We start from the raw sequence: 24,213 nt of genomic DNA, 5'->3' as shown, positions 1-24,213 counted from the left end.
TACGGATAACCGATCTTTTCTGGAAATATAATGAACAAGCAAGTAATTAAAACAGTAGTCTTAGGCCTGAGTCTACTGTTAACTGTTGCAGGGAATCAAGCAAGTGCCCAGTATTTTGGCGACAAGCAAGCGAAGTTAGTAGTACTTGAAGAAGTCAAATTCCAATTTGAAAAGCGAGATGTTGAAGCAGTAGGCACAGCAGAAGCCGTGCGTTCCCTTGTTCTCTATCCCGCTGTTGCAGACGAAGTGACCGAAGTTAATTTTGTGCCCGGTCAGGTCGTGGAAAAGGGCAAAGTACTGGTTCGACTGGACGATCGTCGCCAACGGGTTGCTGTCAGACGGGCAGAGTTACAATTGCTGGACGCAGAACGCACGTATAAGCGTTTACAGGAAAGCCGCGCGAAAGGCGCAATTCCTCAAAGTGAGTTAGATTTAGCTCAAACCGCCAGAGATCTGGCTGAAGTCGCATTAGATGAAGCGAAAGCAGATTTAGAAGACCGTGTTGTTGAAGCCCCATTTGCAGGTGTGGTTGGACTAACAGACGTGGAAGTGGGCGACCGTATCACCACCACCACAGTCATCACAACACTGGATGACAGAAGTAAATTATTTGTCGATTTTCGAGCCCCTGAAGCATCGTTGAACGTTTTACTTAATAACCCCAGCGTTAGCTTACAACCCTGGACAAACCGCGATACCAGCCTTCAAGCAGATATTGCAGAAGTCGATTCCCGCATCAGTGAAACAGACCGAACGTTACGGGCGAAAGCCATTTTAGATAACAGTGCCGATAACTACCGTCCTGGCATGAGTTTTCGTGTCAATCTGGCCATTAACGGTAATGAATACGCTGCCGTCCCGGAAGCTTCGTTATTATGGGGAGCGACCGGCGCTTATGTATGGGTGGCCGAAAATGGAAAAGCCAAGCGTGTGGATGTTAACGTTCACCAGCGTTTGCGGGGCACCATTTTGGTATCTGGAGAACTTTCACCAGGCGATATGCTAATAGCTGAAGGTATCCAGCGGCTCAGAGAAGGGCAAGAGATCACCACAGAATTAGCGCGGGGCGTGCAAAATGGGTAAACATGCCTTACAAACTGGCGACCTCCCCTCTTTATCAATCCGCCGCCCGGTTCTTATTGTTGTTCTAAACCTATTAATTGCCATAGCGGGTTTTGCTGCACTTAATGGTCTTGAGGTTCGGGAGTTACCCGATGTTGACACCCCAACAGTAACCGTTACAGCACAATATCCGGGTGGTTCACCCGAAACAGTAGACGCAGAAGTAACAAGCAGGCTCGAGGGCGCCGTTGCCCGGGTCAGCGGCGTGAAAAGTATTTACGCTCAAAGTGAAGAAGGTTCAGCTCGGGTGCGCGTTGAGTTTCGCCCTGGAATAAATCTTGAAGATGCAGCAAACGAAACCCGGGAATCAGTCAGCCGGGTGCAGCGGCAATTACCGGAAGATGTAGAACAAGTATCCATTATTCGCGCCGACAACGATGCACAAGCGGTAGTAAGTCTCGCGGTATCGAGTAAAACCCTGGATATGGAAACCCTAACAGAACGGGTAGACACCGACCTTGCTCCCCTCTTTCTAAGTATTCCCGGGGTTGCCGATGTGCAACTGCGTGGTGACAGAGCCAGAGTACTGCGTGTTTCGGTTGATCCTCTTCGTCTAACCAGTTTTGGGCTGTCGATGACAGATGTCGCTGATGCCCTCGCCCTGGCGCCTTTCGACGTTCCTGCGGGAAGTATTCAGTCGCAGGATCAATCACTCATTGTGCGTGCCGATGCCACGTCAGTATCTGCCGAAGATGTTGCCAACATCGTCGTCAGTGGTGATATTCGCGTTGGTGATATTGCCAGTGTTTTTTTCGGTCCTGCCGATAGTACCAGCATGGTCCGACTTGATGGCAAACCTGTTATTGGTTTGGGTGTAGTTCGCCAAGCCAGTTCCAATACCATAGAAATTTCTGATGAAGTTATTGCCATGGTTGAAGATCTCAATAAGCGTTTTATCGACATGGATATTGTCGTCACCAGTGATGATGCAGAGTTTATTCGTGACTCAGTTGGAGAAGTAGTAGGCTCTCTTACCATCACGGTGGTGCTGGTTGTCTTTACCTTGTTGGTGTTTATTGGCTCCTGGCGAGCAACTATCGTTCCCGCGTTATCTATACCCGTATCGTTAGCCGGCGCACTCGGTGTTATCTGGATGCTGGGTTTCTCTATAAATATTCTCACCTTACTCGCTCTGGTACTGGCAACAGGTATGATTGTAGATGACGCCATTGTGGTGTCTGAAAATATTCAACGACGCCGAGGCATGGGGCTTGGTGCGAGAGCTGCAGCCGTCATTGGGACACGGGAAGTATTTTTTGCTGTGGTGGCAACCACAGCGGTTCTCGCTTCGGTTTTTATTCCCATCGCTTTCTTACCTTCAACTGCCGGTCGTTTGTTCAGAGAGTTTGGTGGTGTACTTGCGGGCGCTGTGATTATTTCTTCATTTGTCGCCTTGTCACTGGTTCCTGCTTTAACCGCGCGCCTGCCTATTAAGCAAAAAGGCGACAAACAAAGTGTGTTTTCAAAAACTCTGGGCCGTTTCGGCAACAGTTGCTTGCAGGCTTATCAATCTTCGCTGCTATGGGCATTGAAATACGCTTGGCTGGTAGTAGTGTTAAGTTTATTGGCTGCTGCTGGTGCCTGGTTCACTGCGCAGAATATTAACAATGAACTCCTGCCCAGTGAAGATAGGGGAACCATCCGTATATTCGCTCGCGGGCCTGATGGTGCGGGAATGAACTTTATGGACAGACAAGCGCATAAAATGGAAGAAGTGCTTTTGCCCTATGTTGATAATGGTACCGTAGATTCGATTTACACAGTGGTCGGCTCCTGGGACCCGAATATCGTTTTCATCACAGTACCGCTAAAGCACTGGGATGATCGTGACCAATCCTTACAAGATATCGTGTCAGAAATACGTCCAAAATTACAGGCCATTCCCGGTGCACCAGGAAATGCCTTTGGTGGCAACAGTCTAAACTTGCGCGGTCAGGGCGGTGGGTTAGAGATTGCCCTGACGGGAAGCAGTTATGACAGTATTTATGACGCTTCACTGGATTTTGCTCGCGCCATTGAAGAAAACATTCCGGAACTGGGTACTCCCAGGGTTAGCTACGAACCCACGCAACCTCAAATGCGTGTTAATATTGACCGTCGCCGGGCGGAAGAATTAGGTGTACCGCTAAGCGATATTGCCTCGACACTCCGTGCTGCCGTGAACGGTGACGATATTGCCGATCTCAATGTTGGCGACCAGGCGATTCCCATTATGTTGCAATCTGACAATCGCAATAGTAGTAACCCGTCTGACCTAACCAGTTTATACGTGAAGTCATCAAACGGATCTCTGGTTCCACTTTCCAGCGTTGCCTTTATTACGGAAGAAGGTGTCGCTGCTGAACTCGAGCGCCAGGCACAGCGTCGTGCCATTAAACTTGAAATGGAATTGCCAGAGGGTTACCCCATTAATGAAGCAGTGGAAAAACTCCGCGCATTGAGTAACGATATCCTACCGAACGGCATTGGCCTGGTTTTCCTCGGTGAAGCACAAACTTTTGAAGAAACGTCACGACAAGTTGCACTAACTTATGTATTGGCATTTATTATTGTGTTGTTGGTTCTGGCGGCTCAGTTTGAAAGTGTGAACAGTGCAGTGGTTGTTATGCTTACCGTTCCTTTTGGCATCGCAGCCGCTATTTATGCGCTCTATCTGACCAACACCACCATCAATGTTTATTCTCAAATCGGCCTTGTTATGCTCATAGGCCTGTTGGCGAAAAATGCCATTTTGCTTATTGAATTTGCCGACCAACTTCGGGATCACGGATATTCTGTATACGATGCTATTGTAGAAGCGGGGAAAGTTCGCCTTCGCCCTATTATGATGACACTGGTATCCACTATCCTTGGTGGTTTACCACTCATTCTCTCCACTGGCGCAGGGGCCGAATCAAGAAATGCCATTGGGTGGGTTGTGTTTGGTGGCCTGGGGCTCGCCGTCGTCTTCACCCTCTACCTTACCCCTGTGTTATACCTGGCGCTGGCACGTTTTACTAAACCACGTGCTGATGAAACACAAAGACTGGAAAAAGAGCTCATAGACGCTGATGAGCAACAGATTGCATAACGACAATTGGCCAGAAAAAAACAAAAACGCATCGATTCAGATGCGTTTTTTGTTAGAACGAGATGCTATTTTCGGCACACTTTTTTCATTTCGAGGGAGTTTCAGGCAATGAACAAGGTGCGTAGTTCGGTTATAACATTTAATTAATTGAGCTCTTGAGAAGATACGGGTTTAGCTCGATTAACCAACGCCTTCGCAAGTACTTTGTGGGTAAGCAAAGACAACAATTCGGTTTCTTCTTCACTTCTTTCACCATCGACGCCAGTGATCCCCATAGCAACTTCAAGGGCCTTATCGGCGTCGAAGATGAGGTCCGATTGCAGAGTGCGCAGATAATGCTGCTCTTCTCCGGCATCCAATACTTGCCGCATTTGATAAATTGCATCAGTAAAGAAAGCCTCCCGGCAAATAGGACTCTGCCAATTGAGTTCACTGATGATTGATTCCAGGTAATCTTGCTCTGATAAAGTAACTTTTCCATCGACCTGGTATAAAAGAACGGACAGACGAATTAGCGCCTGATTGAACGACTGCTCATGGGACAACTGCATGATATTCTCCAATGTGTGCCATATGCCTTAACAGTTTTGCTGATACTGCAATCAACGATTGCGTGCCACAGTAGTTCCCAAATGTGACACGCCTATTACGCATAGCTGCTACATAAAGTTCAGTATGTTACACAAGCTTTAATTATAGACTCATTAACAAAAATGTCACTTATTGTTAATAAAAAATATCATTGATTTTTCCCTTATCGTCCACTCTCCTGCAGTGATTATCGCAGCCCTAACGTCACGTCATTAATATAAAAATTTCCGTTGAAAACCTTATGAGCTTCACCTGTGGCATCGAGAGCAAAAAAACTCTTATCGTTGTCGTCCAGAGCCTGATAACCACCTATAACCTGGTAAATCCACACTTCAGGATCAAACTTTAATTCGTGCTCGGCAAAATAGGTAAGGGCTGATTTTGGCTGCCCTGAATCAATTACGTTACAGAAATAATCATCTACAGCAATGTGGATAGGATCTTTTTCAAGGGAAATACTGGTTTGCTCAGAAACATCAATCTCCTGGGACGCTTCCACGCCCTGAACATCCTTTGATGCGCGAGAAATATCTGTCAGGGACGAGACGATGCTTTGATAGTCAGCTTCGTGTTCCACCCGATTGACATCAGCACTGGCAGCATCAAGCAAGCAATTCGACTGGTTAAACAATACGGGAACCTGGCTAAGTGCAGTGTAATTACCTGGCGCAAAGTCAGGTTGTTGCTCCATATGTAGCAGAAAGCCTTTGAGAATACGGGTACGGCCCTGGAATTCCCGAAATCTACCCAGTAAATCCAGCAAACGAGCCTGAACCACAGATAGCTCCTGAGCCGCTTTAGCAAAGCTCTGTTGCAGTGCGACAACCAACAGGTGTCTTAACTCTCTGTTGCTGCCCGCGAGTTCACTGAGCTGATCAAAGTGAAAGCTTTCTAATTGTTGAAGCAAATCACTCACCTGCCCTTGAGCCAGCTCGTTTTCTCGGATTTTTGCTTCAACTGATGACACATAACCAAATTCGTTATTAATTCGGCTAAATAAGATCCGAACGCTGTTGGTCAAAGATTCAGTGAGCTGATAAACGTGTTCAGTCAAATCGCTCATATGGGCGTGGGCTTCATTGAAGCGGCTGTAATGCAAGGCTTCTTTGTAGTGTTCCGCCAGGGTCCTAAGACTTGCTAACGATGCTGTGATATTGGTGGTAATGGTGCGATTTCTGTCATCCTGTAAACTGCCCTCCAGCAACGTGCGCACGGCATTTTTTAGTCGCAACGGGCTTTGCGGGTCCGGACGCCATAACACACCAAGCTGAACCAGTTGATCGAGTACTTTGCGACTATAGTCACTTTCTTTAACCGACCCGGCGATATAAGCCTGCATAATGAGTTCACTATGCCTGCCCATAGCATTGAGTAACCGGGCTCCGGCTTCTATCAAAGGTTGACTCATAACAAACTACCCTGCTGCACGGCCGCTTCCGCTTGCTCTGATAGCGACAAGGATTCTGTTTCATCTATAAACTTAATCATTTCGAAAAGGTGCTCTACCTTTCCGGTCACCAGGTAGATTTGCTTTTCCGCATTGGGTTTAACCAGATACCCCATATCGGTCAACCGCTTAAACACCTGCTTGATTTGCCCATCTAAGTTCACACTGGTGGAGTTGAACAACCGGTAACGGGAAATTTTTTCCAGTTGCTCAGCGTAAGCAGGCGTATCTTCTATTACACTTTGCAGTTCATTTAGTCGAATCGCATTTCCCATGGTGACGGGCATATCTGATTCATTGGCCTGTTGGACTAGTAGTAACCACTCAACCAGTGGCACCAACGCCGATGCAGTGTCTTGAAATTGCTGGGCTAGCACCTTTCTTTCTTCATCACCGATAGACAAATAAGCTGCAAAAAACACATCCCCTTCCGCCGTTGACGCCAGAGTACGGTTGAGAACATTTAAGTGAGGCTCAAGCTTTTCTCCATTGTCGCGACTTTTCAAAAAGCGCCAGGCCTCTTCATCACTTACCTGACAAATGAAACGCCCCTGTAAAAGCATGCTTAAAATTCGGCCTTGTTCTGACATCATAAGGACGCCTCCTGTTCACGACGGGCTTTGATCCTCTCAGCTATGGCACTGACTTTAGGTTCAACAACCTGCAATTTTCTGCTGACCTTGTCGATGAGATATCTATTTTCAAATAAGGTCAGTACATCTGACTCAGGGTTCGGGAACGCCCCCACGACACTGATGTTATTGTTCTGACAAGCGTCAAAAATCTTTTTCACGTTACTTTGGTGCAGCGTGCCGAGTTCATCAATCGGCCAGTGTATAGTGGCATCAGCCTCGCCTCGAAGTAATCGGGTAAAGGCCAGTAAGAACTTACACAAGATCAAATAGGCCATCCCGTGACTGGATGACTCGTTGAGCTGACGGTCAGTTCTGATCACCAAATCGCTGTTGCCTTCCCGCAGATGCAGCTCGATATCGAGTAATTTACTGATCCCCCCTGTGAGGGCCGCGCGACCGAGAATATCCAGAACACTTCGCATACTGTGACCATACTCTTCATCGGGCAATTCGTTAGCACCTTGTTCCATCCAAGCTTGATATAACCGGCGGAACTGCTCCAGTTCTGGCCAGAACTCGAGTTCGCTTATACGAGAACGAATTTTTACCGCAGAGTCGGAAACACCATCGAGGAACAGCTCACCGTCAACCTCTTTGGTAATACGACGGCTTTGAGACACAATGCGTTTGTCGATATCTGCCAGTACAAAATAGTACTGGCTGAGATCAGCACCAAATATACGCCCCTGCTCTTTTAGCCCCTGCAGTTTTTGCGGCACGATGACGTTGAGCAACTGTGCCAGGTGGGTCACCATTCTTCGATGATCGATACTTTTAACACCGTGAGCATTCATGGTCGCGCACTCTTCCCGTGCACGCTCCCAGGTGTCTGACAAACCGGTACCGGCTTGTGCAGCAATAAGTTGGTCGAAGCGTTCAACGTAAGCATTGACATCAGATAACAGATTTTCACGCTCTTGCAGCGCGCTTTGAACCTGAGATAGCCGCTGATTAATAGAGACTTCGTCTTGTCTTATTTCAGGTTCAGAAGACGCTACTGGCAATGTGATCTTAGCTAAGCTTTTGGCAAAATTGAGCACCTGTTCCAATTGGTCGGAGGCAATTTTTAACGAAGCCTCAATGAGACTTTGTTGCTCTTTCAGGGCTTCCCGTTGTTCGCGATAAGCACTTTGTTTTTGTGCCAGAGAACGCTCGGCTTCTGCCAGTGCTTTTCTTGCCGTTGACAGTGCGTTCTGCCAGGTAACTTTGTGGCCGGTAAAAACCGTTTGATACCAGCGTTCATAATCCTGTACCTTGTGCCGATTCGTCTCCGTGCGATAGATGTCTTCTTTGAGTGTATTGATGCGTTTTTTAATAGCACCAATTTCATCTACGTCAACGCCCCGATTATTTAATTCGTTTTTCAGCCACTGTTCCATCTCCAGACGATCTTTCGCTGCCGTATCCTTGGCTTTCCTAATATCACTATCGAGTTGCTCAATTCGCGTATCGGCGTCGGCAATCAGTTGTTGCCAATGAAAACGGTGCTCTGTTTCAGCTTCACGTTGCTGATCTTTCATCTCATCGCGGTCGAGTTCATACTGAGCCACCAGCTGTTTTCTGACTTGAATAATGTCATCTAATTTTTTACGGGATTTTTGTTTTCGCTCTGAAAGTGCCTGCTGGTATTCGCTTAACACACTGTCGCGATCTTGCTGTGCCCGCTTTCGTGTTGCTTCTGCACTGCGCACACTGTTGTCTTTCTGAGTAAGCGCTAATTCGGCGTTTCGCACTGCTTCATTGGTTTTTGCTAACGCCGCTTCACCGTCATTCTGTGCATTTAGTGCATCTGCTAACACGGCTTCAGCTGATTGCAGTTGCGCTTTTAATTCCTGTTCAGTGTTTGCGTATTCTGGTGTATCCAGTGCCTCTAACGCCAGGGATACACCGAATAAATTGTCTCCCTGAGAAACCGATGGCGTTAAATCTTTGCGTTTCAGCAGTTCTGGTCTGATAACCTTACCGAGCGTCTGCTCCCAGTTCTCAAGGTTACCGCGAAGAAATTCTAGTAGCGAGCCTTCGCCGGGATAGAGTAACTGGTGAATGCTTTCCACCTTTTTCTCAGCCTGTTGGTACTGAGTTCTGGCCTTATCGAGTGCCGCCGATGCCTCCTGGCGTTGTTGTATAGCCTGAGAGTGTTGTTGCTGCGATTTGCGAAACTCAGCTCTGGCCGCATCTTCATTCACACTTGCCTCTTTGATAGAAGCATCTAATAAATCTAGCTGAGACTGTTCAAATTCATTGAAACCAGCGTTACTCAACGCAGATTTCAACTCAGCTTCTGTCACCTTAACATCACTTAACGCGTTCTGATGAGCGTGATTCAGGCTTTGCAGCTGCTGGGAATAATCATCTTTTATGGCTTGTAGTGCTTCTCTTTCCTGTTGTTGAATGTCGCCGCGTTTTTCCGCAACTTCCTGCCTGCTCGCCGACAATGCTTCAAGGTGCGCACTAAGCTGTTCACCAAGTTCAGCAATGCGGCGGTTGTACGTAGATTCTATATCCTGATGTTTTTCAGTAAGAAGATTATAGCGACTGGACAGGGTTTGACGTTCGTTTTGCCATTGACTTAAGTTAGCCACGTCTTCTTTGAGTTGCTCTATGTCTTCGTCTTGCCAGCGTTGGAATTCTTCTTCAACGGCATCGAGTTCCGCAGTGTATTTTTCCACATCGGCGCGGGCAGACGACACGGTCTGATTTAGCATATCACGGTGTTCAGACCAGGTTGTTTCGTTTTGCTTTCTATCGAACTGGTTATCTTCCAAAGCGATTTTGGCCTTGGCGACGGTTTCCGACAAGTAGGTTTTATCGGCTTCGAAAACCTGTTTGAGCGTAGCCAGTTGCTGTTCAGTGGAAGACAGCGCCATGTCTGCCTGTTCAAGCTTGGCAAACTCTGGTCGAATTCGGTCGAACTGTTTTATCAACTGACACTCTTTTAACCAGTCATCTACCCGGGCTCGACTGAGGTTTGATGTCGGAGGTTGAACCCCATCTTCTTCCAAAATGGCAGCAATCATGGCTTTGATAGTTTCCATTTTGCCTTCTTTGGAATGCACCGCCTTGGCAAGTTTCTCAATATGGCGAACATGGAGGTTTGGAGGGCACAGACTAAAAATCCGCGCATAACCCAGTAATTCACGTGCATTACTACTTTGATTCAGCACGCCGTGATCGTTTTGTAATATGGCGCGAAAGTCTTTTGTGGTTAGCAGGCTGGTGACCAGAATATTGTTGCGCTTCATCGCCCTGGCGAGTTCGGCGCTGCCTATGCTTACCCGTTTGTCGTTTTTCTGCGTGATGAGATAATCATCAATGTCAAAAGGCTTGCCAATAAACCGGTAGTTCACACCCGTACCATTTGAACTCAACACGGCCTGACACAAGTCGCCTTCTGCTCTGGTGTATTCATAGATGATAAACGATGATGTTCGCGGCAAATACCATCGCTCGAAACTGTCCCTTGTGGCCGGAACAACCCGGCTCGGATATTCGCCGTAAAAAACGGGGATCAGACGCTGCAAAGTGGTTTTGCCTGAGGCATTAGTTCCACATATATTGGTGTGACCATCTAGTTTCAGCTCAACAACACCCGGTAGGTGTGTATCGATAAGAATAATTCGTTTTAACCCGGCCATAAAATTCCTGTTGTCGTGTCGGCGTTGACGTGGCTAATGTCCAATGTTCTTGTTCGAGTAATGTATTGCCCGACCACATTCTTAGCTACGAAGGCGAAAATAATAAGCCGCAAGGGCTGTTTTTTTCTAATGGGCGGAGTCAGCCCCTCGTGAACCTTCAAAAATTATCGAAGGCGGCAGTTTATTATGAAATAGACCTGTTGCCCAGTTTCGATATACGCAACTGGTTGTAGCTGACCACTTTTCAATCACAAAAGATCGCAAAGTAATTACAACTAATTACATTAGTGCAGTACGCAGTGTTCAATAATGATGTACTGGCATTGTTGAGCGTATGATTATGATGAACCAACGCACCATTTTCTTAATATTGTGCTTTTTCCCTCTTGTGCAGGCTTGTAAAAGTGAGAACAGTGAGGTTCTTGAAACGTTAAATGTCAATCGCGCCAAGTGGGAAAGTACGCAAAGCACACACTATCAATTCGAATCCCAGATGTCGTGTTTTTGCACCCAGGAAGCCACAGCCCCAAGAGTCGTTCTGGTTGAAAACAATAAAATAACGTCATTGGTAAATGAGACTTCTCATGAACGATTGATACTCAGTGACTATGATACGCAAACCATCAGTGAACTATTTCATCGTATTGCCATTGAAGAAAGTCGCGCTGAGCGCCTCGATGTAACATATCACCCAACACTGGGTTACCCCACTAATGTGCGTGTTGATGGCAATATGCAGATCGCCGATGACGAATACAGCATCTCCGTAAGCAACCTTATTCTCGCTGAAGACGCGGTGTGTACCTATGAAGAAGTGCACGGTGTTTCTTTGTCTGTTTTCGTTGATGGAGAGGCTGCAGCATGCGGGGTTACGATTACCGTGACTGATGCTGAACATAATATGACAACGGTGAACACTGATGAAAATTGTGATGCCAGCGCAGCTATTCCACTGCTGACCGAACAGGATGGGTATTTTGATATTGCTATCGCAAAATACGGCTATCGCACAGAAACCCTTACCGGCATCGGTATTGGGAGAGACTTATGCCATGTGTTTACCCGAGAGATCAGTATATCTCTTACATCCACAGACTAACGAAAAGAACAAAAAACGGGTCATTACACAGATACAAGGCATAAAAAAAACCTGAGATGTCGTGACACCTCAGGGTTTTCTTGCATAAAAGATAGGACTTATCTCGGTGGGAACATGCCACCACCACCGCCCATGCCACCACCGCCCATGCCGCCAGGTGGCATCATGCCCTTCATCTGACGCATCATTTTCTTCATGCCGCCGCCAGACATTTTTTTCATCATTTTCTGCATTTGCGTAAACTGCTTGAGCAAACGGTTTACATCCTGAATTTGTGTCCCCGAACCTGCGGCGATACGCCGTTTTCTCGAGCCTTTGATGATCTCTGGTCGGGCGCGTTCACCTGGTGTCATGGAATTAATAATGGCTTCCATTTGGTTGAACTGTTTCTCATTGGCCTGATCTTTAATTTTATCAGCCATGCCTCCCATGCCGGGCAGTTTATCCATCAACCCCATCATGCCGCCCATATTGCGCATTTGCTCTAACTGCTCTTTAAAATCCTGTAAATCAAACCCCTTTCCTTTTTGAACTTTCTTCGCCAGTTTTTGCGCTTTGTCCTTATCAACTTTCCTTTCCACCTCTTCAATGAGGCTAAGGACATCACCCATTCCTAAAATTCGAGAGGCGATACGCTCGGGATGGAATGGCTCAAGGGCATCCACTTTTTCGCCCATACCGATGAACTTAATCGGCTTACCAGTAATTTGTCTCACAGACAAGGCTGCACCACCACGGGCATCACCGTCTGCTTTAGTGAGAATGACACCTGTAAGAGGCAGCGCATCATTAAATGCTTTCGCCGTATTCGCTGCGTCCTGCCCTGTCATGGCATCCACAACAAACAGCGTTTCAACGGGTTTCACAGCACTGTGTAATGCTTTAATCTCGTCCATCATATCGGCGTCTACATGCAAGCGACCCGCAGTATCTACCAGTAGTACATCGTAGAACTGTTTTTTTGCTGCATCGATTGCACCGTTGACGATGTCGATAGGTTTCTCATCCACCGAAGAAGGATGGAAGCCAACACTCACTTCTTGCGCTAAGGTTTCCAATTGCTTAATCGCAGCCGGACGATAAACGTCGGCACTGACTACCAGTACTTTTTTCTTTTCACGCTCTGTGAGGTATTTCGCCAGTTTACCTACACTTGTGGTTTTACCGGCACCTTGCAAACCTGCCATAAGTACAACTGCAGGAGGTTGTGCTGAGAGGTTCAGCTTTTCGTTGGCCTCTCCCATGACAGCTTCAAGCTCTGACTGCACGATCTTAATAAACACCTGGCCAGGCTTTAACGCTTTGGTAACTTCAGTGCCTACCGCACGCTCTTTTACCTGCGCTACGAATGATTTAACAACTGGTAATGCGACATCTGCCTCCAGAAGTGCCATGCGCACTTCCCTTAGCGTATCTTTGATGTTGTCTTCGGTAAGTCTACCCCGCCCACTAACATTTCGCAGTGTCTGGCCAAGGCGTTCGGATAAATTCTCAAACATATCAAACGGCTTCTGTTTTCTTCATTTTCAATTGCTGGCTATTATAGCGAAAAAGCGAACGACAACGAACCTCCTTTGGCTGTATTGATGATATATTCTCCCGAACAACGGAAAAACGCGGGTTGTAGTTGAATTTTTATTGAACTTGAAGTAACAATACACGCTTATAAATGAAAACAGTTCCTATTAACGTAACTTCCCGGTGTTGAAAATAAATGTAACTTCTCAGCCGGAGTTAAGTCGTTTTAGCAGCGTAACAAGTCACGTCAGACATTGAGACAGGATTCGGGATGACCACCTTATTTGCCATTGCAGGCATAGTATTCTACTTAGCTTCAGCCTTACTCCTCATGGGAAAAATGGTAAACCACAAAATAAGCAATAAAAAACTGGCATTTACTTTTGCAATAGTTGGCGCTGGCGCGCACATTTGCTATTTGTCCCAGGTCATTGTGTTGGCACCGGGCCAAAATATGAGTATTACCAATGTACTTTCCCTTGTTTCCTGGTTAATCACTGTATCCATGTTAATCAGCGCTTCCGTTTTACCAAACATTGTTCTTTTACCTGTTGTGTTTGGTTTTTCTGCTATGACTATACTGGCGGCCGGTACGCTGCCTGCCAATCATATTATGCACATAGAGATGCAACCTGGTCTGGTTATTCACATCACGTTGTCTTTATTCGCATACGGCACACTGGTTATTGCGTTTCTTTATGCGCTGCAAATGTCATTTATTACTTATAAACTGAAACAAAAAGGCGCGTCTTTATTACACTCCCCTCTGCCACCCCTGATGCTCGTGGAAGGAATGCTTTTTAAATTACTGGTTGTGGGTGTTGGCTTGTTGCTCATGTCATTGTTCAGTGGTTTTATTTTCCTAAACGATATGTTTAGCACCGAATATGCTCACAAAACTATACTTTCTTTTATCGCTCTTGGCGTATACGTGGTACTACTAGCAGGCCAGTATATTTGGGGTTGGCGAGGCAAAACGGTTATTCTACTTACCGTGATAGGGCTTTTTCTGCTCACGCTGGCCTATTTTGGCAGCCGGTTCGTTCGGGAAGTGTTACTTTAATTCTAATTTTCCCTTAAAAAATGACTAATTTCTGCCTAAACGCAAAGATTCACAAACTTCCCCTTGAAACACGGCCTATGAATAACTAAATTGGGAAGTCCACAAAGGTAAAGGAACCCAGTTTTTGGACGACATATCAACGAGTACGTTATTTATTGCTTTAGGCGTACTGATTTTCTTATCTGCTTATTTCTCTAGTTCAGAAACAGGCATGATGTCGATTAATCGCTATCGATTAAAACACCTGCAGAATGAGGGTAATCGCGCTGCAAATCGCGTTCAAAAACTACTCGAGCGGCCCGACCGCCTGATAGGTCTGATCCTCATAGGTAATAACCTGGTTAACATTGCAGCTTCCTCTATCGCGACAATCATCTGTACCCGCTTGTTCGGAGATTACTGGGGCTTTTTCGCCACCACGTTTGGCCTTACACTTATATTGCTGATATTTGCAGAAGTTACACCGAAAACGCTGGCTGCGCTTTATCCGGAAAAAATCGCCTTCCCCAGCTCACTGATCCTGCTACCTCTATTGTTCGTGCTTTACCCTTTCGTGGCACTAATAAACAGTATTACCAACAGTATTTTATTTCTTTTGCGCATTAACCCGTTAAATGGCAATGATGACTCATTAAGCCGGGAAGAGCTGAGAACCGTGGTGTATGAAGCGGGAACCATGATCCCGAAAAAACACCAGGACATGCTGGTGAGTATTCTCGATCTTGAAAGCGTCACCGCAGAAGACATTATGGTGCCAAGAGCGGAAATTGTGGCCATTGACATCAACGATGATTGGAAAAAAATACAAAAGCAACTTACCCAATCTCAACATACCCGTGTACTGCTCTATCGCGACAGTATCGACGATGCAGTTGGATTTGTTCATGTTAGAGACGCATTAAGGTTGTTGTCTAAAGATCAGTTTACCAAATCCAGTCTGCTCCGCGCAGTAAGAGAAATTTATTTCACCCCAGAATCCACACCGTTACACACGCTGATGTACAAATTCCAGGCAGAAAAAGAACGCATCGCGCTGGTTGTTGATGAATACGGCGACATCATGGGCTTGGTAACGCTGGAAGATATTCTCGAGGAAATTATTGGTGACTTTACTACCTCCATGGTGCCAGACCACAGCAAGGAAGCGAATGTACAACAAGATGGCAGTGTGCTCGTGGACGGCAGTGCCAACGTGCGGGATCTCAATAAAGAAATGGAGTGGCACCTGCCTCTTGACGGCCCTAAAACCTTAAATGGTCTTATCTTAGAATATTTAGAAGAAATTCCAGAACATCAGGTAAGCGTCAGACTTGCAGGGTATCCTATGGAAATTGTTGATATTAAAGATAATATGATAAAGACCGTCAGGGTTTTACCAGAATACTATCTTCCGCAAAACGACAGTCTTACCGACGCTTAACGCTTTTCCCTTTCCCGCTTAGCGAGTACTTTCGCTTTGGCAGCAGCGACTTTCGACGAGAGTGAAGACAATTTATTCATAATGTCTTTTAACTCTTCGTCGTCACGCAAATCGGCTTCAGCCATATGACTTTCCAGAGATCGCCTGAGCAAATCCGGAATAGATTTTGTTGCCATTGGAATACTGCCTCACGCAGCTAATTACACTCTCACTACTCCCTTTATCGGACACGATTTCAGGATCTGAAGTGTTTTTTTGCGTTTTTTCTATGCAGGCGATTAATCACCCTGAAAATGGGTGAGAAGATTTCCGGTGTGAGTACTAAGGCGGTATTCAACAATTGCCATAGATGCTGTAGCAAACAGGCTATTTGTCTTTACTGTGCAAATTTCATCGAGGAGGTAGCTGACAAACGGCATATGACTAACCAGGAGTACACTTTTTATGGGTTTGGACTTTGTCTGCGCAGCGCTCAATAGCGTATCAATATAATCATGGGCAATCTGTGGGTTACCCTCCGGAACGATATCGTCACAAATCATGGTTTTTCCAGCAGCGATATCAAGATTTACCATGTCAAAGGTTTGACGGGCTCTTCGATAAGGGCTGACTAAAGCAAGATCAACGGCTGCTTCCGGGCAATAGTTATTCACTAACCACTTTGCTGCCTGCGTTGCCTGACGCCGGCCAGCTGCCGTTAGCTGTCGGCTCTTATCATCGACACGGAGGGACTCTGCTTCACCGTGGCGCATGACGACCAATAAAAAGTCATCGCTGGAATTTTGACGTAGCATAAGTTAATGAATATGATAAACCACTTCTGGCAAACAATAGCAGACCCGATAAGACTCGCCTAGTCTTTATAGGTAAGACTTTAGTGTTTTAGACTAAATACCTAGCTCGGGAAACATGATGTTTTCGTTTCTCGCGATAAAATGCAGTAATACAAATTAAAAGAGAGCATTTTGATAGCATCATTCTTTCCTGAATCCGCAGAGTATGTAACCCTCGACAATGGCCTGCGTGTCATGATTTGCCAGCAAACCACGTCACCTTCCACCTATGTTTCAATGTCGGTAAAAGCCGGGCATTTTTATGATCCTGCAGAGTGCCAGGGGTTATCACACCTACTTGAACACATGATGTTTCTAGGTAGTCGACACTTGCCTAAAGCCAATGCCATTAACGACATAGTTGATGGTGCCGGCGGCAGTATCAACGCGTGGACGGGTACAGAATATGCGAACTATCACTTTCATTGCCATACCCAGGAAATAAACCGCATATTGCCGCTTTTTGCTGACATGCTGCGTACTCCGTTGCTTTGTCAGGCGGCCATGGATAGAGAAATTAATGCCATAGACGCTGAGTTTCAGTTCAAACGCAAAGACGATCTCAGGCGCTTATACCAGATCCACAAAGAAACGGCGAACCAGGAGCATCCTTTTAGTCAGTTCTCAGTGGGCAGCGCTGAAATATTCCGCAGTATACCACCCACTGAATTACACGATGCCTTACATCGTTTTCACGAGCGATACTATGTTGCTAATAATATGTGCCTCGCCATTTTTACACCTCAACCCGAGGTTGTAAAAACGCTAGTAACACAGAGTTTTACCAGTTTGAAAACGGGTAGACCTGCGGCAGATAATTGGCCTCCCCTTTACACCTCTGCTCAACTTGGCGTTGAAATAAATATCATCCCTCTTCAGGCTGCGCGACGTATGATAGTGACCTTCGCTTTGCCGGGTTTGCATAATAACGTACAAACCAAACCCCTGAACTATTTTAGTCATTTGTTAGGCGATGAAGGTGAAGGCAGCCTGTTGGCTTATTTAAAAGGGAAAAACTGGGCCACAAACCTGATTGCCGGAAGTGGTATTGAAGGGGAGACCTTTAAAGATTTCAACGTCAGTTTTCAGCTCACTGAAGACGGACTACAGAACAAATACAAAGTGCTGGAAGCCTTGTTCGCCTACTTGCATTTGATCGCAGATGCGCTTGACGAGCAGTGGCGTTTTAGAGAAAAAGCACATCTCAGTGCCCTTGCTTATCAATATGAAGACAATCCAAAGCTACAAAATCTGGTCTGTGATTACTCCCAGCATCTGTTCCTTTACAGCAGTGATGACATCAAACAATTTCGCTCTACCATAGATAACTATGACAAGGCAGTACTTGAAGACGCCTTGAGTTATTTCACGCCTCAAAACATGCGGGTAAAAGTAATCGCTCAAGGGCTGCCGACAAACCGGGTTTGTGCGCATTACGATGCTGAGTACAGTATGAGTAAAATTGACAAAGACATTCTAGCTCAGCTACACGCATCATCAGCCATTGAAAGCTTGCAATTGCCACCGCCAAACCCTTATCTGGGAGATGAATACCAAATATGTTTGACACAGGAAGATTTCACCCGCCCTGTGCGCTTACATCAAGACCCGCACATGAGTTTTTGGTTTGCCCAGGATGATCAGTTCCATTCTCCGAAAGGCGATATATATATCTCCTTTGACTGTGAAGCGTTCACAGAAGACCTTACATCTGTGGCCGCTAAGCGATTGTGGTTATCCGCATTGAACGATCATCTGCAGGCTAAATACTATCGCGCCGAAATTGCCGGTTTACACTATCGTCTGTACGGGCATCAAGCGGGTTTTACCCTCCACACCCGGGGGTTTTCCAACCACCAAACTAAATTAGCACTTCAACTGCTAGATACCGTACACAACTTCAAAATCGACCACCGACAATTCGAACGTATTAAATCCAGTCAGATCCAAAGTCTCAGGAACACGTTAATGAACAAGCCTACAAACCGCTTGTTTTCTCGCTTGAGCGTAATTGTTCAGCGCAACACTCAAGCGCCAGTTGAGCTGCTTAAGGCCGTGGAGGCGTGTACGTTTAATCAAATGCAGGACTACTATAGCCGTGCGCTACAGGCATATTATGTAGATAGTTTCATGCATGGAAACTGGACGGCAGAAGATGCGCGCACTTTTGCACAGAGTATGAAAGGACAATGCCCTGGCGCTACTGCTTCGCCCTTGTCCAGAGCTGTCTCACAACTTCCTGTTGGACAATCGCTTTACCACTTTGTCAAGTGCGAACACGATGACGCCGCAGTTGTACTGTATTTGCAGGCACCGAGCGCTAGCGTTGAAGATACTGCAATGTGCATGGTACTCGAGCAGATGATAGCTGCACCTTTTTTCAATGTACTTAGAACTGAAAAACAACTGGGCTACGTTGTGGGCACCGGTTATGTTCCTCATAACCAGCATCCGGGCATGGCGTTCTATATTCAAAGTCCTTCCCACGGACCGGAAGTACTCCTTAAAGAGATCACGGAATTCCTGTTTGAACAACTTAATGAAATTGAATTCTACCGGTTCTATTGGTCTACGATACAGAAAAATCTGTTGAAACAACTGGAAGAGAGAGATTTGTCATTGTCAATGAAATCTCAACGCTTGTGGCTTGCTCTTGGAAGCAAAAACAACGATTTACACTGGAATGAAAAACTGGCAGATAAAATCAGATGCATTTCCTTCGATGAAATTCAGAGTTATGCCAGTGCAATTGCACAGCGTACCGCATTTGGTGAACTTGTGCTCTTTTCACCAGGTAAGTTCGATACCATTACCGTTACTGAAAGCCGTCACCTAACAGACTTATCTCATTTTAAGCGATCTACCAATTATTTTTCGTCCTGAAGGTTAATTAAGCAGTGATTTCTTGGCGCTCTCCCATAATTGGATAATAAACGAGCGCATCTTGAGGGTGAAAGGAAAAAAACTTGTGAATACAGCCGTAATTCGGCATATTGGGCCTTCGGTTTGAAAGGATGCTGCCGATAATAATCATTAGAATAAATAACATCTCCAAAGGTGTATTGGTGCGCTCAACCATAAACTGGATTAAAATTAGTCTGGCAATATTGCTGACTTCCTGTTTTGTTTTACAGGGGCACGCAATATCCATTTCAGACATTTACTTCCAGAACATAAAACAAAAAGACGGCATTGCTGATCACACAATCCTCGATATTGCAGAAGACGAGGACGGTGTGCTTTGGTTTGGTACCGTTACGGGCCTGCACCGCTACACTGGCTACGAAGAGCACGCAAAACAATATCACCCCCAACCACTAGACCCTAACTCCCTTCCATCTGCATGGATTAACGATTTGTTCATCGATGATAAACAGACTTTGTGGGTAGGGACCGACCAGGGTTTAGCACGTTACAACGAGACTAACGACAACTTTGATGTAATTGAGTTTGAGGAAGGCAGCGATCAGTCCAAGTTCGTGACCAATATAATCGCCGACGAAAACGGTCGTTTACTGGTAGCTACATACACACAAATTTACCGACTCTCACCAGATGGAAAAACCCTGGTACCAGCGTTCCGCGGGACCGCCTTTCCCGATGACATGCTGGTTATTTTTAACGAACAACACCGGTTGTGGATTGGCACGCAAAATCACGGCGCCTTTATCCTCAACAAAAACAGCGACAAAATATATTCTTTATCAAAAGCCAACCCCTATGGCTATTTTGTTGAAGAACCGAAGGTAAAAGACATTCAAATTATCGACGGTGAATACTGGTTAGGTACAAACGATGGTATTTTGAAAATATCCAACGCGGGAGAAACCAGTCGGCTTGGAAGTACCAAGGACGATGACGATGTTTCTCTGTCTTCTGTATCAACCTTTCGTCAGATGAATGACCTTGTATGGATAGGGACCTTTGAAGGCATAGCCTTGTATGATTTGAAACTGGGTAAGTTTATCGCTAGTGGTGAACAAAGTATTGGTTTAACTGGTCTTGACCAGAAATATATTTTCTCCCTTCTACCAGACACTCTGGGTAACCTATGGGTTGGCACCTATTCAGGGCTATTCCGATATCAACCAGAACTGAGTGCAGTAAGAACGTTTAAAAATGAAAAAGAGTTTCAACGCAACTTAATTTCATCAACCATTTGGGCAATAGACGAAGACAGTAATGGAAACTTGTGGTTTGTTACACAAAACGAAGGGTTGGGACGATTTTCACCTGAATTAGGCACCATAGACTACTTTCTGACAGAAGAAGATAATTCTTTCTGGGATTTAGCAATAGATCAGTTGGGCCGATTTTGGATTGCTTCATCTAAAGGTGTTCGTATTTACGAATATCGAAATAGCGAAATTGTATTATTAGATAGTCTTTACGACGATAAAATGGTCGACAGGATTTATTTCGATGGTGATGAAATCTGGCTGACAATACCCCCTAATACTTTAATCTCTATTCCAACGAACCTAAAATGGAATTTTCAAGGCAAAGTTGCAGCAAGTGAGTATTCATATACACACCAATTACCAGATTCAACAAGAGAATTTTATCCAATTTTTGTTGATAACAATGGTAGGCTTTGGCTCGCGACTGAATCGGGAATTGAAGTATATGATCCTCAAGTCAAATCGATAATCAAAAGGATTGGTGGATTACAAGGTCTATTTCAACCAGTCAACGTATATTTTTGGCGCAACAATTACTGGGTAACCACATTTTATAATGGCGTAGTGCAAATAAATGCAGATACTTTAGAGGTAGAAAAGGTACAAGCAAAGCGATCTGATGCTGGTGTGACCTTTTCATCTATTGGCTGGAAAAACGCTATCTGGTTTACCAACCGTCTTGGAATTACCCGCGTAGATTTGTTTACACTTGAAGAAGATAATTTGATTCCCCGCGAAGCACTAAACTTCAATGAGTTTAGTGAAGGAGCCTCGCTTCTGACCAGAGATAATGCTCTTGTGTTTGCCGGAGTAAAAGGCTTCAACATCCTCAAACAATCCTACTTAGAAAACAAAGTTCAGAACCTTGGTATAACCCGAACACCCTTGCTATTTGAATTGAAAGTTTTCGGTGGCGGTAATAAGAGCGGAGATCCAGACCAGGGCCAAACTGAGTTTAATACGAATGTAATTCATGCAACGTCACAGCAACTCACCTTCGACCAATCTCGATTTAGTATTACTTACGGCCTGGTAAACCCTGTGATTGCTGAAAATGTCATCTATCGCTACCGCATGGAAGGCAATGTGGATGACTGGTTTCCAGCTGGTAACAGCCGTCTGGCTCAATTTAATAACGTGCCTTTTGGCAGCTATGTGTTTGAAGTGCAAGCAAAAGAAGGAAACAAAGACTGGTCTGACAGTAAAACACTGCAAATTACCGTAGATCGGCCTTTCTGGCTGCACGAGGCAGCACTGGTATTTTACTTGTTTGTGGTATTGTCTGTGCTGTTTTATATCCTCCGTCAATATCAATTGCGCAAACAGGGTCAACAAGCCATTAAAGAATCTGAAGAACGGCTTAAACTCACTCTGTGGAGCTCAGGTGACGAATTATGGGACTGGGATGTTTACCGAGGCCAGGTTTATCGAGCAAATACCTGGGGCACGTTGGATTTCCCGCAGGATAACATCAGGACCTCCAGCGCCTACGATGCCAACATTCATCCTAATGACATGATTAGAGTGCAAGAAGCGTTAAAAGCCCACTTAGAAGGTAAAACTGATTTCTACGAACTTGCTTACCGGGCTAAAACCTTTTCAAATGCCTGGATTTGGGTGTTGGACAGAGGAAAGGTAGTACAACGTGATCACAATCAGCAGCCTATCAGGATGACAGGCACACTGAAAAACATACATCATCTGAAAGAAGCCGAAGAACAGCTTAATTTATTTAAACGCTCCATTGAAAATATCTCCGAAGGTGTCTTTATTACCGATACCAACTTCCGCTTTATTTCGGTGAATAACGCGTATTGTACCTATACCGGTGAGAGCCTGGAGCAAGCTCTAGCCAGCTACATGTATTTTAACCAATACCCGGATGCATTCACCGAAGAAATCAAGAAAACCCTGCGTTCCAAGGGAAATTGGTCTGGCGAAGTTGAATCGGTGCGGATCAACGGCGAGCGCTATGAAATTGAACTTAATATTGACGCCGTGCACGATGACGATGGCCGTATCAGCCACTTCGTAGGTGTCTTTTCTGATATTACGTCCCGTAAAAGTACCGAAAAAGAACTCTTAAAACTAGCCAATGTCGACCCGCTCACCGAACTACCAAATCGTTCTTTCTTCCAGGCCAGCCACCAAAACCTTGTGAGAAAAGCAACGTCACATGCCCTGCTTTGTCTGGATATGGATAACTTTAAAAAGATTAATGACTCCCTGGGGCATCAAACCGGTGATGTACTCATTAAGCAAATTGCCAAACGCTTACAGCGGATCACAGGTTCAGAGGCTACTTGTTACCGGTTAGGCGGTGATGAATTCAGTATTTTGATGGAAGAGAATGCCGACATCCACACTATTACCCATTATGCTCAGGATATTCTGGACAATTTATCACGCCCTTTCATTATCAATAAGCAGGAATTTGTGCTCGGTGCCAGTATAGGTATTGCTTTCTATCCGAACGATGGCAAGAGCCCTCAGGAAATGCTTAAAAACGCCGATACTGCCATGTACTTTGCGAAGAACAATGGCGGGAACACCTACAAGTTCTTTAGCGGTGAAATGAATCAAAACGCGGTGAGACAATTACAAATTGAAAACCTCATCCGGCAAGGGATCAAAGATGACTTATTCACCGTGTATTACCAGCCGAAAGTGGACATTGCTTCAGGAAAACTGGTCAGCATGGAAGCCCTGGTGCGTTTTGAGCACCCCCAGAAGGGTATCGTCAGCCCGGGGCAATTTATTCCCCTGGCCGAGCAAACCGGTCAAATTGTGGAAATTGGTGAACAAGTGCTGCGTAAAGCTTGCGCAGACACGAAACGCTGGGTCAATGCCGGGTTATTCTCAGGCCGTGTAGCTGTCAATATTTCAGCGAAGCAGTTTGAACTTCCTAGCCTTGATGACAGAATTGAGCGTATTTTACAGGAAGTTGGGTTATCCCCGCTTCACCTGGAATGCGAAATTACTGAAGGCACCCTGATGGAAAACCCGGAGCAAGGCCTGGAAATGATGAAGCGTTTGAGAGACAGAGGTATCCACCTGGCCCTGGACGATTTTGGCACTGGCTACTCTTCCCTGGCCTATTTAAAGCGATTCCCATTAAACACCCTCAAAATAGATAAAGCCTTTATAGATGATATTGCTGAAAGTAGTACAGACCGGCACATGGCTGCCGCTATTATCAATATTGCCCATAATCTGGGGCTAAAAGTGGTCGCCGAAGGCGTTGAAGAAGAAAAGCAGCTGACCATATTGCGGCGCTATGAATGCGAAATGTTACAAGGTTATCTTTATAGCAAACCCCTCAATGCTGAACGATTTGAGAAATTACTTCAGGAAAATCAAAAGCTTTATAACTTAATTGGGCAAAACTCATACTAAAGTCAAAGTTCTGACGCTTCTCACCCTAGCCCTGTAGTCTGTGATTTTCCCCAAGCAACCCACTAACAAAACAAATCTGTAACCCTCTGATTTTAAACGCATAAATAAAATATATATACTTTAGGATAAGTTTGGCACGCATATCGCTAAATCTTTGATGACACATCAAAAATTAAAACTGTGTTGTTTGTTCAAATAAAAAA

At 45.4% G+C, this 24,213-nt stretch carries 14 protein-coding genes; 7 read left to right on the top strand and 7 right to left on the bottom strand.

The annotated features are described in order from the left end of the window. The first annotated feature begins 30 nt into the window (after window positions 1-30). Both ACXACM_RS10550 and ACXACM_RS10545 read left to right on the top strand, forming a co-directional pair. Window positions 31-1,083 (top strand): efflux RND transporter periplasmic adaptor subunit, encoded by a 1,053-nt coding sequence (locus ACXACM_RS10550; RefSeq protein ID WP_474821604.1) that lies wholly within the window; start codon window positions 31-33, stop codon window positions 1,081-1,083. Continuing rightward, window positions 1,076-4,192 carry an efflux RND transporter permease subunit gene (locus ACXACM_RS10545; protein ID WP_474821602.1) on the top strand — a complete coding sequence of 1,039 codons (3,117 nt, stop codon included), beginning with the start codon at window positions 1,076-1,078 and terminating at the stop codon, window positions 4,190-4,192. The genes ACXACM_RS10550 and ACXACM_RS10545 overlap by 8 nt, the downstream gene beginning before the upstream one ends. A 143-nt stretch (window positions 4,193-4,335) precedes the next feature. Here ACXACM_RS10545 and ACXACM_RS10540 read toward each other — a convergent pair whose 3' ends face one another. The 4 genes from ACXACM_RS10540 to ACXACM_RS10525 all read right to left on the bottom strand — a co-directional run bounded on the left by ACXACM_RS10540 (window position 4,336) and on the right by ACXACM_RS10525 (window position 10,500). Then, window positions 4,336-4,743, bottom strand: a complete 408-nt coding sequence (locus ACXACM_RS10540; RefSeq protein WP_474821601.1) for a TerB family tellurite resistance protein — start codon at window positions 4,741-4,743, stop codon at window positions 4,336-4,338. A gap of 227 nt (window positions 4,744-4,970) precedes the next feature. Beyond that, window positions 4,971-6,191 (bottom strand): phosphoenolpyruvate carboxylase, encoded by a 1,221-nt coding sequence (locus ACXACM_RS10535; RefSeq protein WP_474821600.1) that lies wholly within the window; start codon window positions 6,189-6,191, stop codon window positions 4,971-4,973. Further along, complete coding sequence (locus ACXACM_RS10530) at window positions 6,188-6,823, bottom strand: condensin complex protein MksE (RefSeq protein ID WP_474821598.1); 636 nt, start codon at window positions 6,821-6,823, stop codon at window positions 6,188-6,190. The genes ACXACM_RS10535 and ACXACM_RS10530 overlap by 4 nt, the downstream gene beginning before the upstream one ends. Then, window positions 6,820-10,500 carry an ATP-binding protein gene (locus ACXACM_RS10525; RefSeq protein WP_474821597.1) on the bottom strand — a complete coding sequence of 1,227 codons (3,681 nt, stop codon included), beginning with the start codon at window positions 10,498-10,500 and terminating at the stop codon, window positions 6,820-6,822. The genes ACXACM_RS10530 and ACXACM_RS10525 overlap by 4 nt, the downstream gene beginning before the upstream one ends. 340 nt (window positions 10,501-10,840) lie before the next feature. Here ACXACM_RS10525 and ACXACM_RS10520 point away from each other — a divergent pair, with 340 nt between their 5' ends. Beyond that, window positions 10,841-11,599: a DUF6174 domain-containing protein gene (locus tag ACXACM_RS10520; protein ID WP_474821596.1), complete on the top strand. Its 759-nt coding sequence runs from the start codon at window positions 10,841-10,843 to the stop codon at window positions 11,597-11,599. A 98-nt stretch (window positions 11,600-11,697) separates the two neighbouring features. On the opposite strand, the gene ffh is transcribed toward ACXACM_RS10520, so the two are convergent. Next, window positions 11,698-13,098 (bottom strand): signal recognition particle protein, encoded by a 1,401-nt coding sequence (gene ffh / locus ACXACM_RS10515; RefSeq protein ID WP_474821594.1) that lies wholly within the window; start codon window positions 13,096-13,098, stop codon window positions 11,698-11,700. 290 nt (window positions 13,099-13,388) lie between these two features. Here ffh and ACXACM_RS10510 point away from each other — a divergent pair, with 290 nt between their 5' ends. After that, window positions 13,389-14,180, top strand: a complete 792-nt coding sequence (locus tag ACXACM_RS10510; RefSeq protein WP_474821593.1) for a cytochrome C assembly family protein — start codon at window positions 13,389-13,391, stop codon at window positions 14,178-14,180. 124 nt (window positions 14,181-14,304) lie between these two features. Next, a complete protein-coding gene (locus ACXACM_RS10505; RefSeq protein WP_474821591.1) occupies window positions 14,305-15,600 on the top strand; it encodes an HlyC/CorC family transporter in 1,296 nt (431 codons plus the stop codon). Here the strand turns inward: ACXACM_RS10505 and ACXACM_RS10500 are convergent. Continuing rightward, window positions 15,597-15,776, bottom strand: a complete 180-nt coding sequence (locus ACXACM_RS10500) for a hypothetical protein (protein ID WP_474821590.1) — start codon at window positions 15,774-15,776, stop codon at window positions 15,597-15,599. The two genes, ACXACM_RS10505 and ACXACM_RS10500, sit on opposite strands and share 4 nt — an antisense overlap. Window positions 15,777-15,878: 102 nt before the next feature. After that, window positions 15,879-16,394 (bottom strand): phosphohistidine phosphatase SixA, encoded by a 516-nt coding sequence (gene sixA / locus ACXACM_RS10495; RefSeq protein WP_474821589.1) that lies wholly within the window; start codon window positions 16,392-16,394, stop codon window positions 15,879-15,881. A 171-nt stretch (window positions 16,395-16,565) separates the two neighbouring features. On the opposite strand from sixA, the gene ACXACM_RS10490 reads away from it, so the two are divergent. Then, entirely contained in the window at window positions 16,566-19,316 is a 2,751-nt protein-coding gene (locus ACXACM_RS10490) for an insulinase family protein (protein ID WP_474821588.1), read from the top strand. Window positions 19,317-19,498: 182 nt separating this feature from the next. After that, the gene (locus ACXACM_RS10485; protein ID WP_474821587.1) at window positions 19,499-24,010 is read left to right on the top strand and encodes an EAL domain-containing protein; all 4,512 of its coding nucleotides are present in this window, start codon (window positions 19,499-19,501) and stop codon (window positions 24,008-24,010) included. Window positions 24,011-24,213 lie beyond the last annotated feature (203 nt).

The organism is Alteromonas sp. AWQ4_252 (assembly GCF_056158205.1).
Note: the sequence above shows the minus strand (reverse complement) of the source record. Positions and strands in the feature narration are given on the sequence as shown.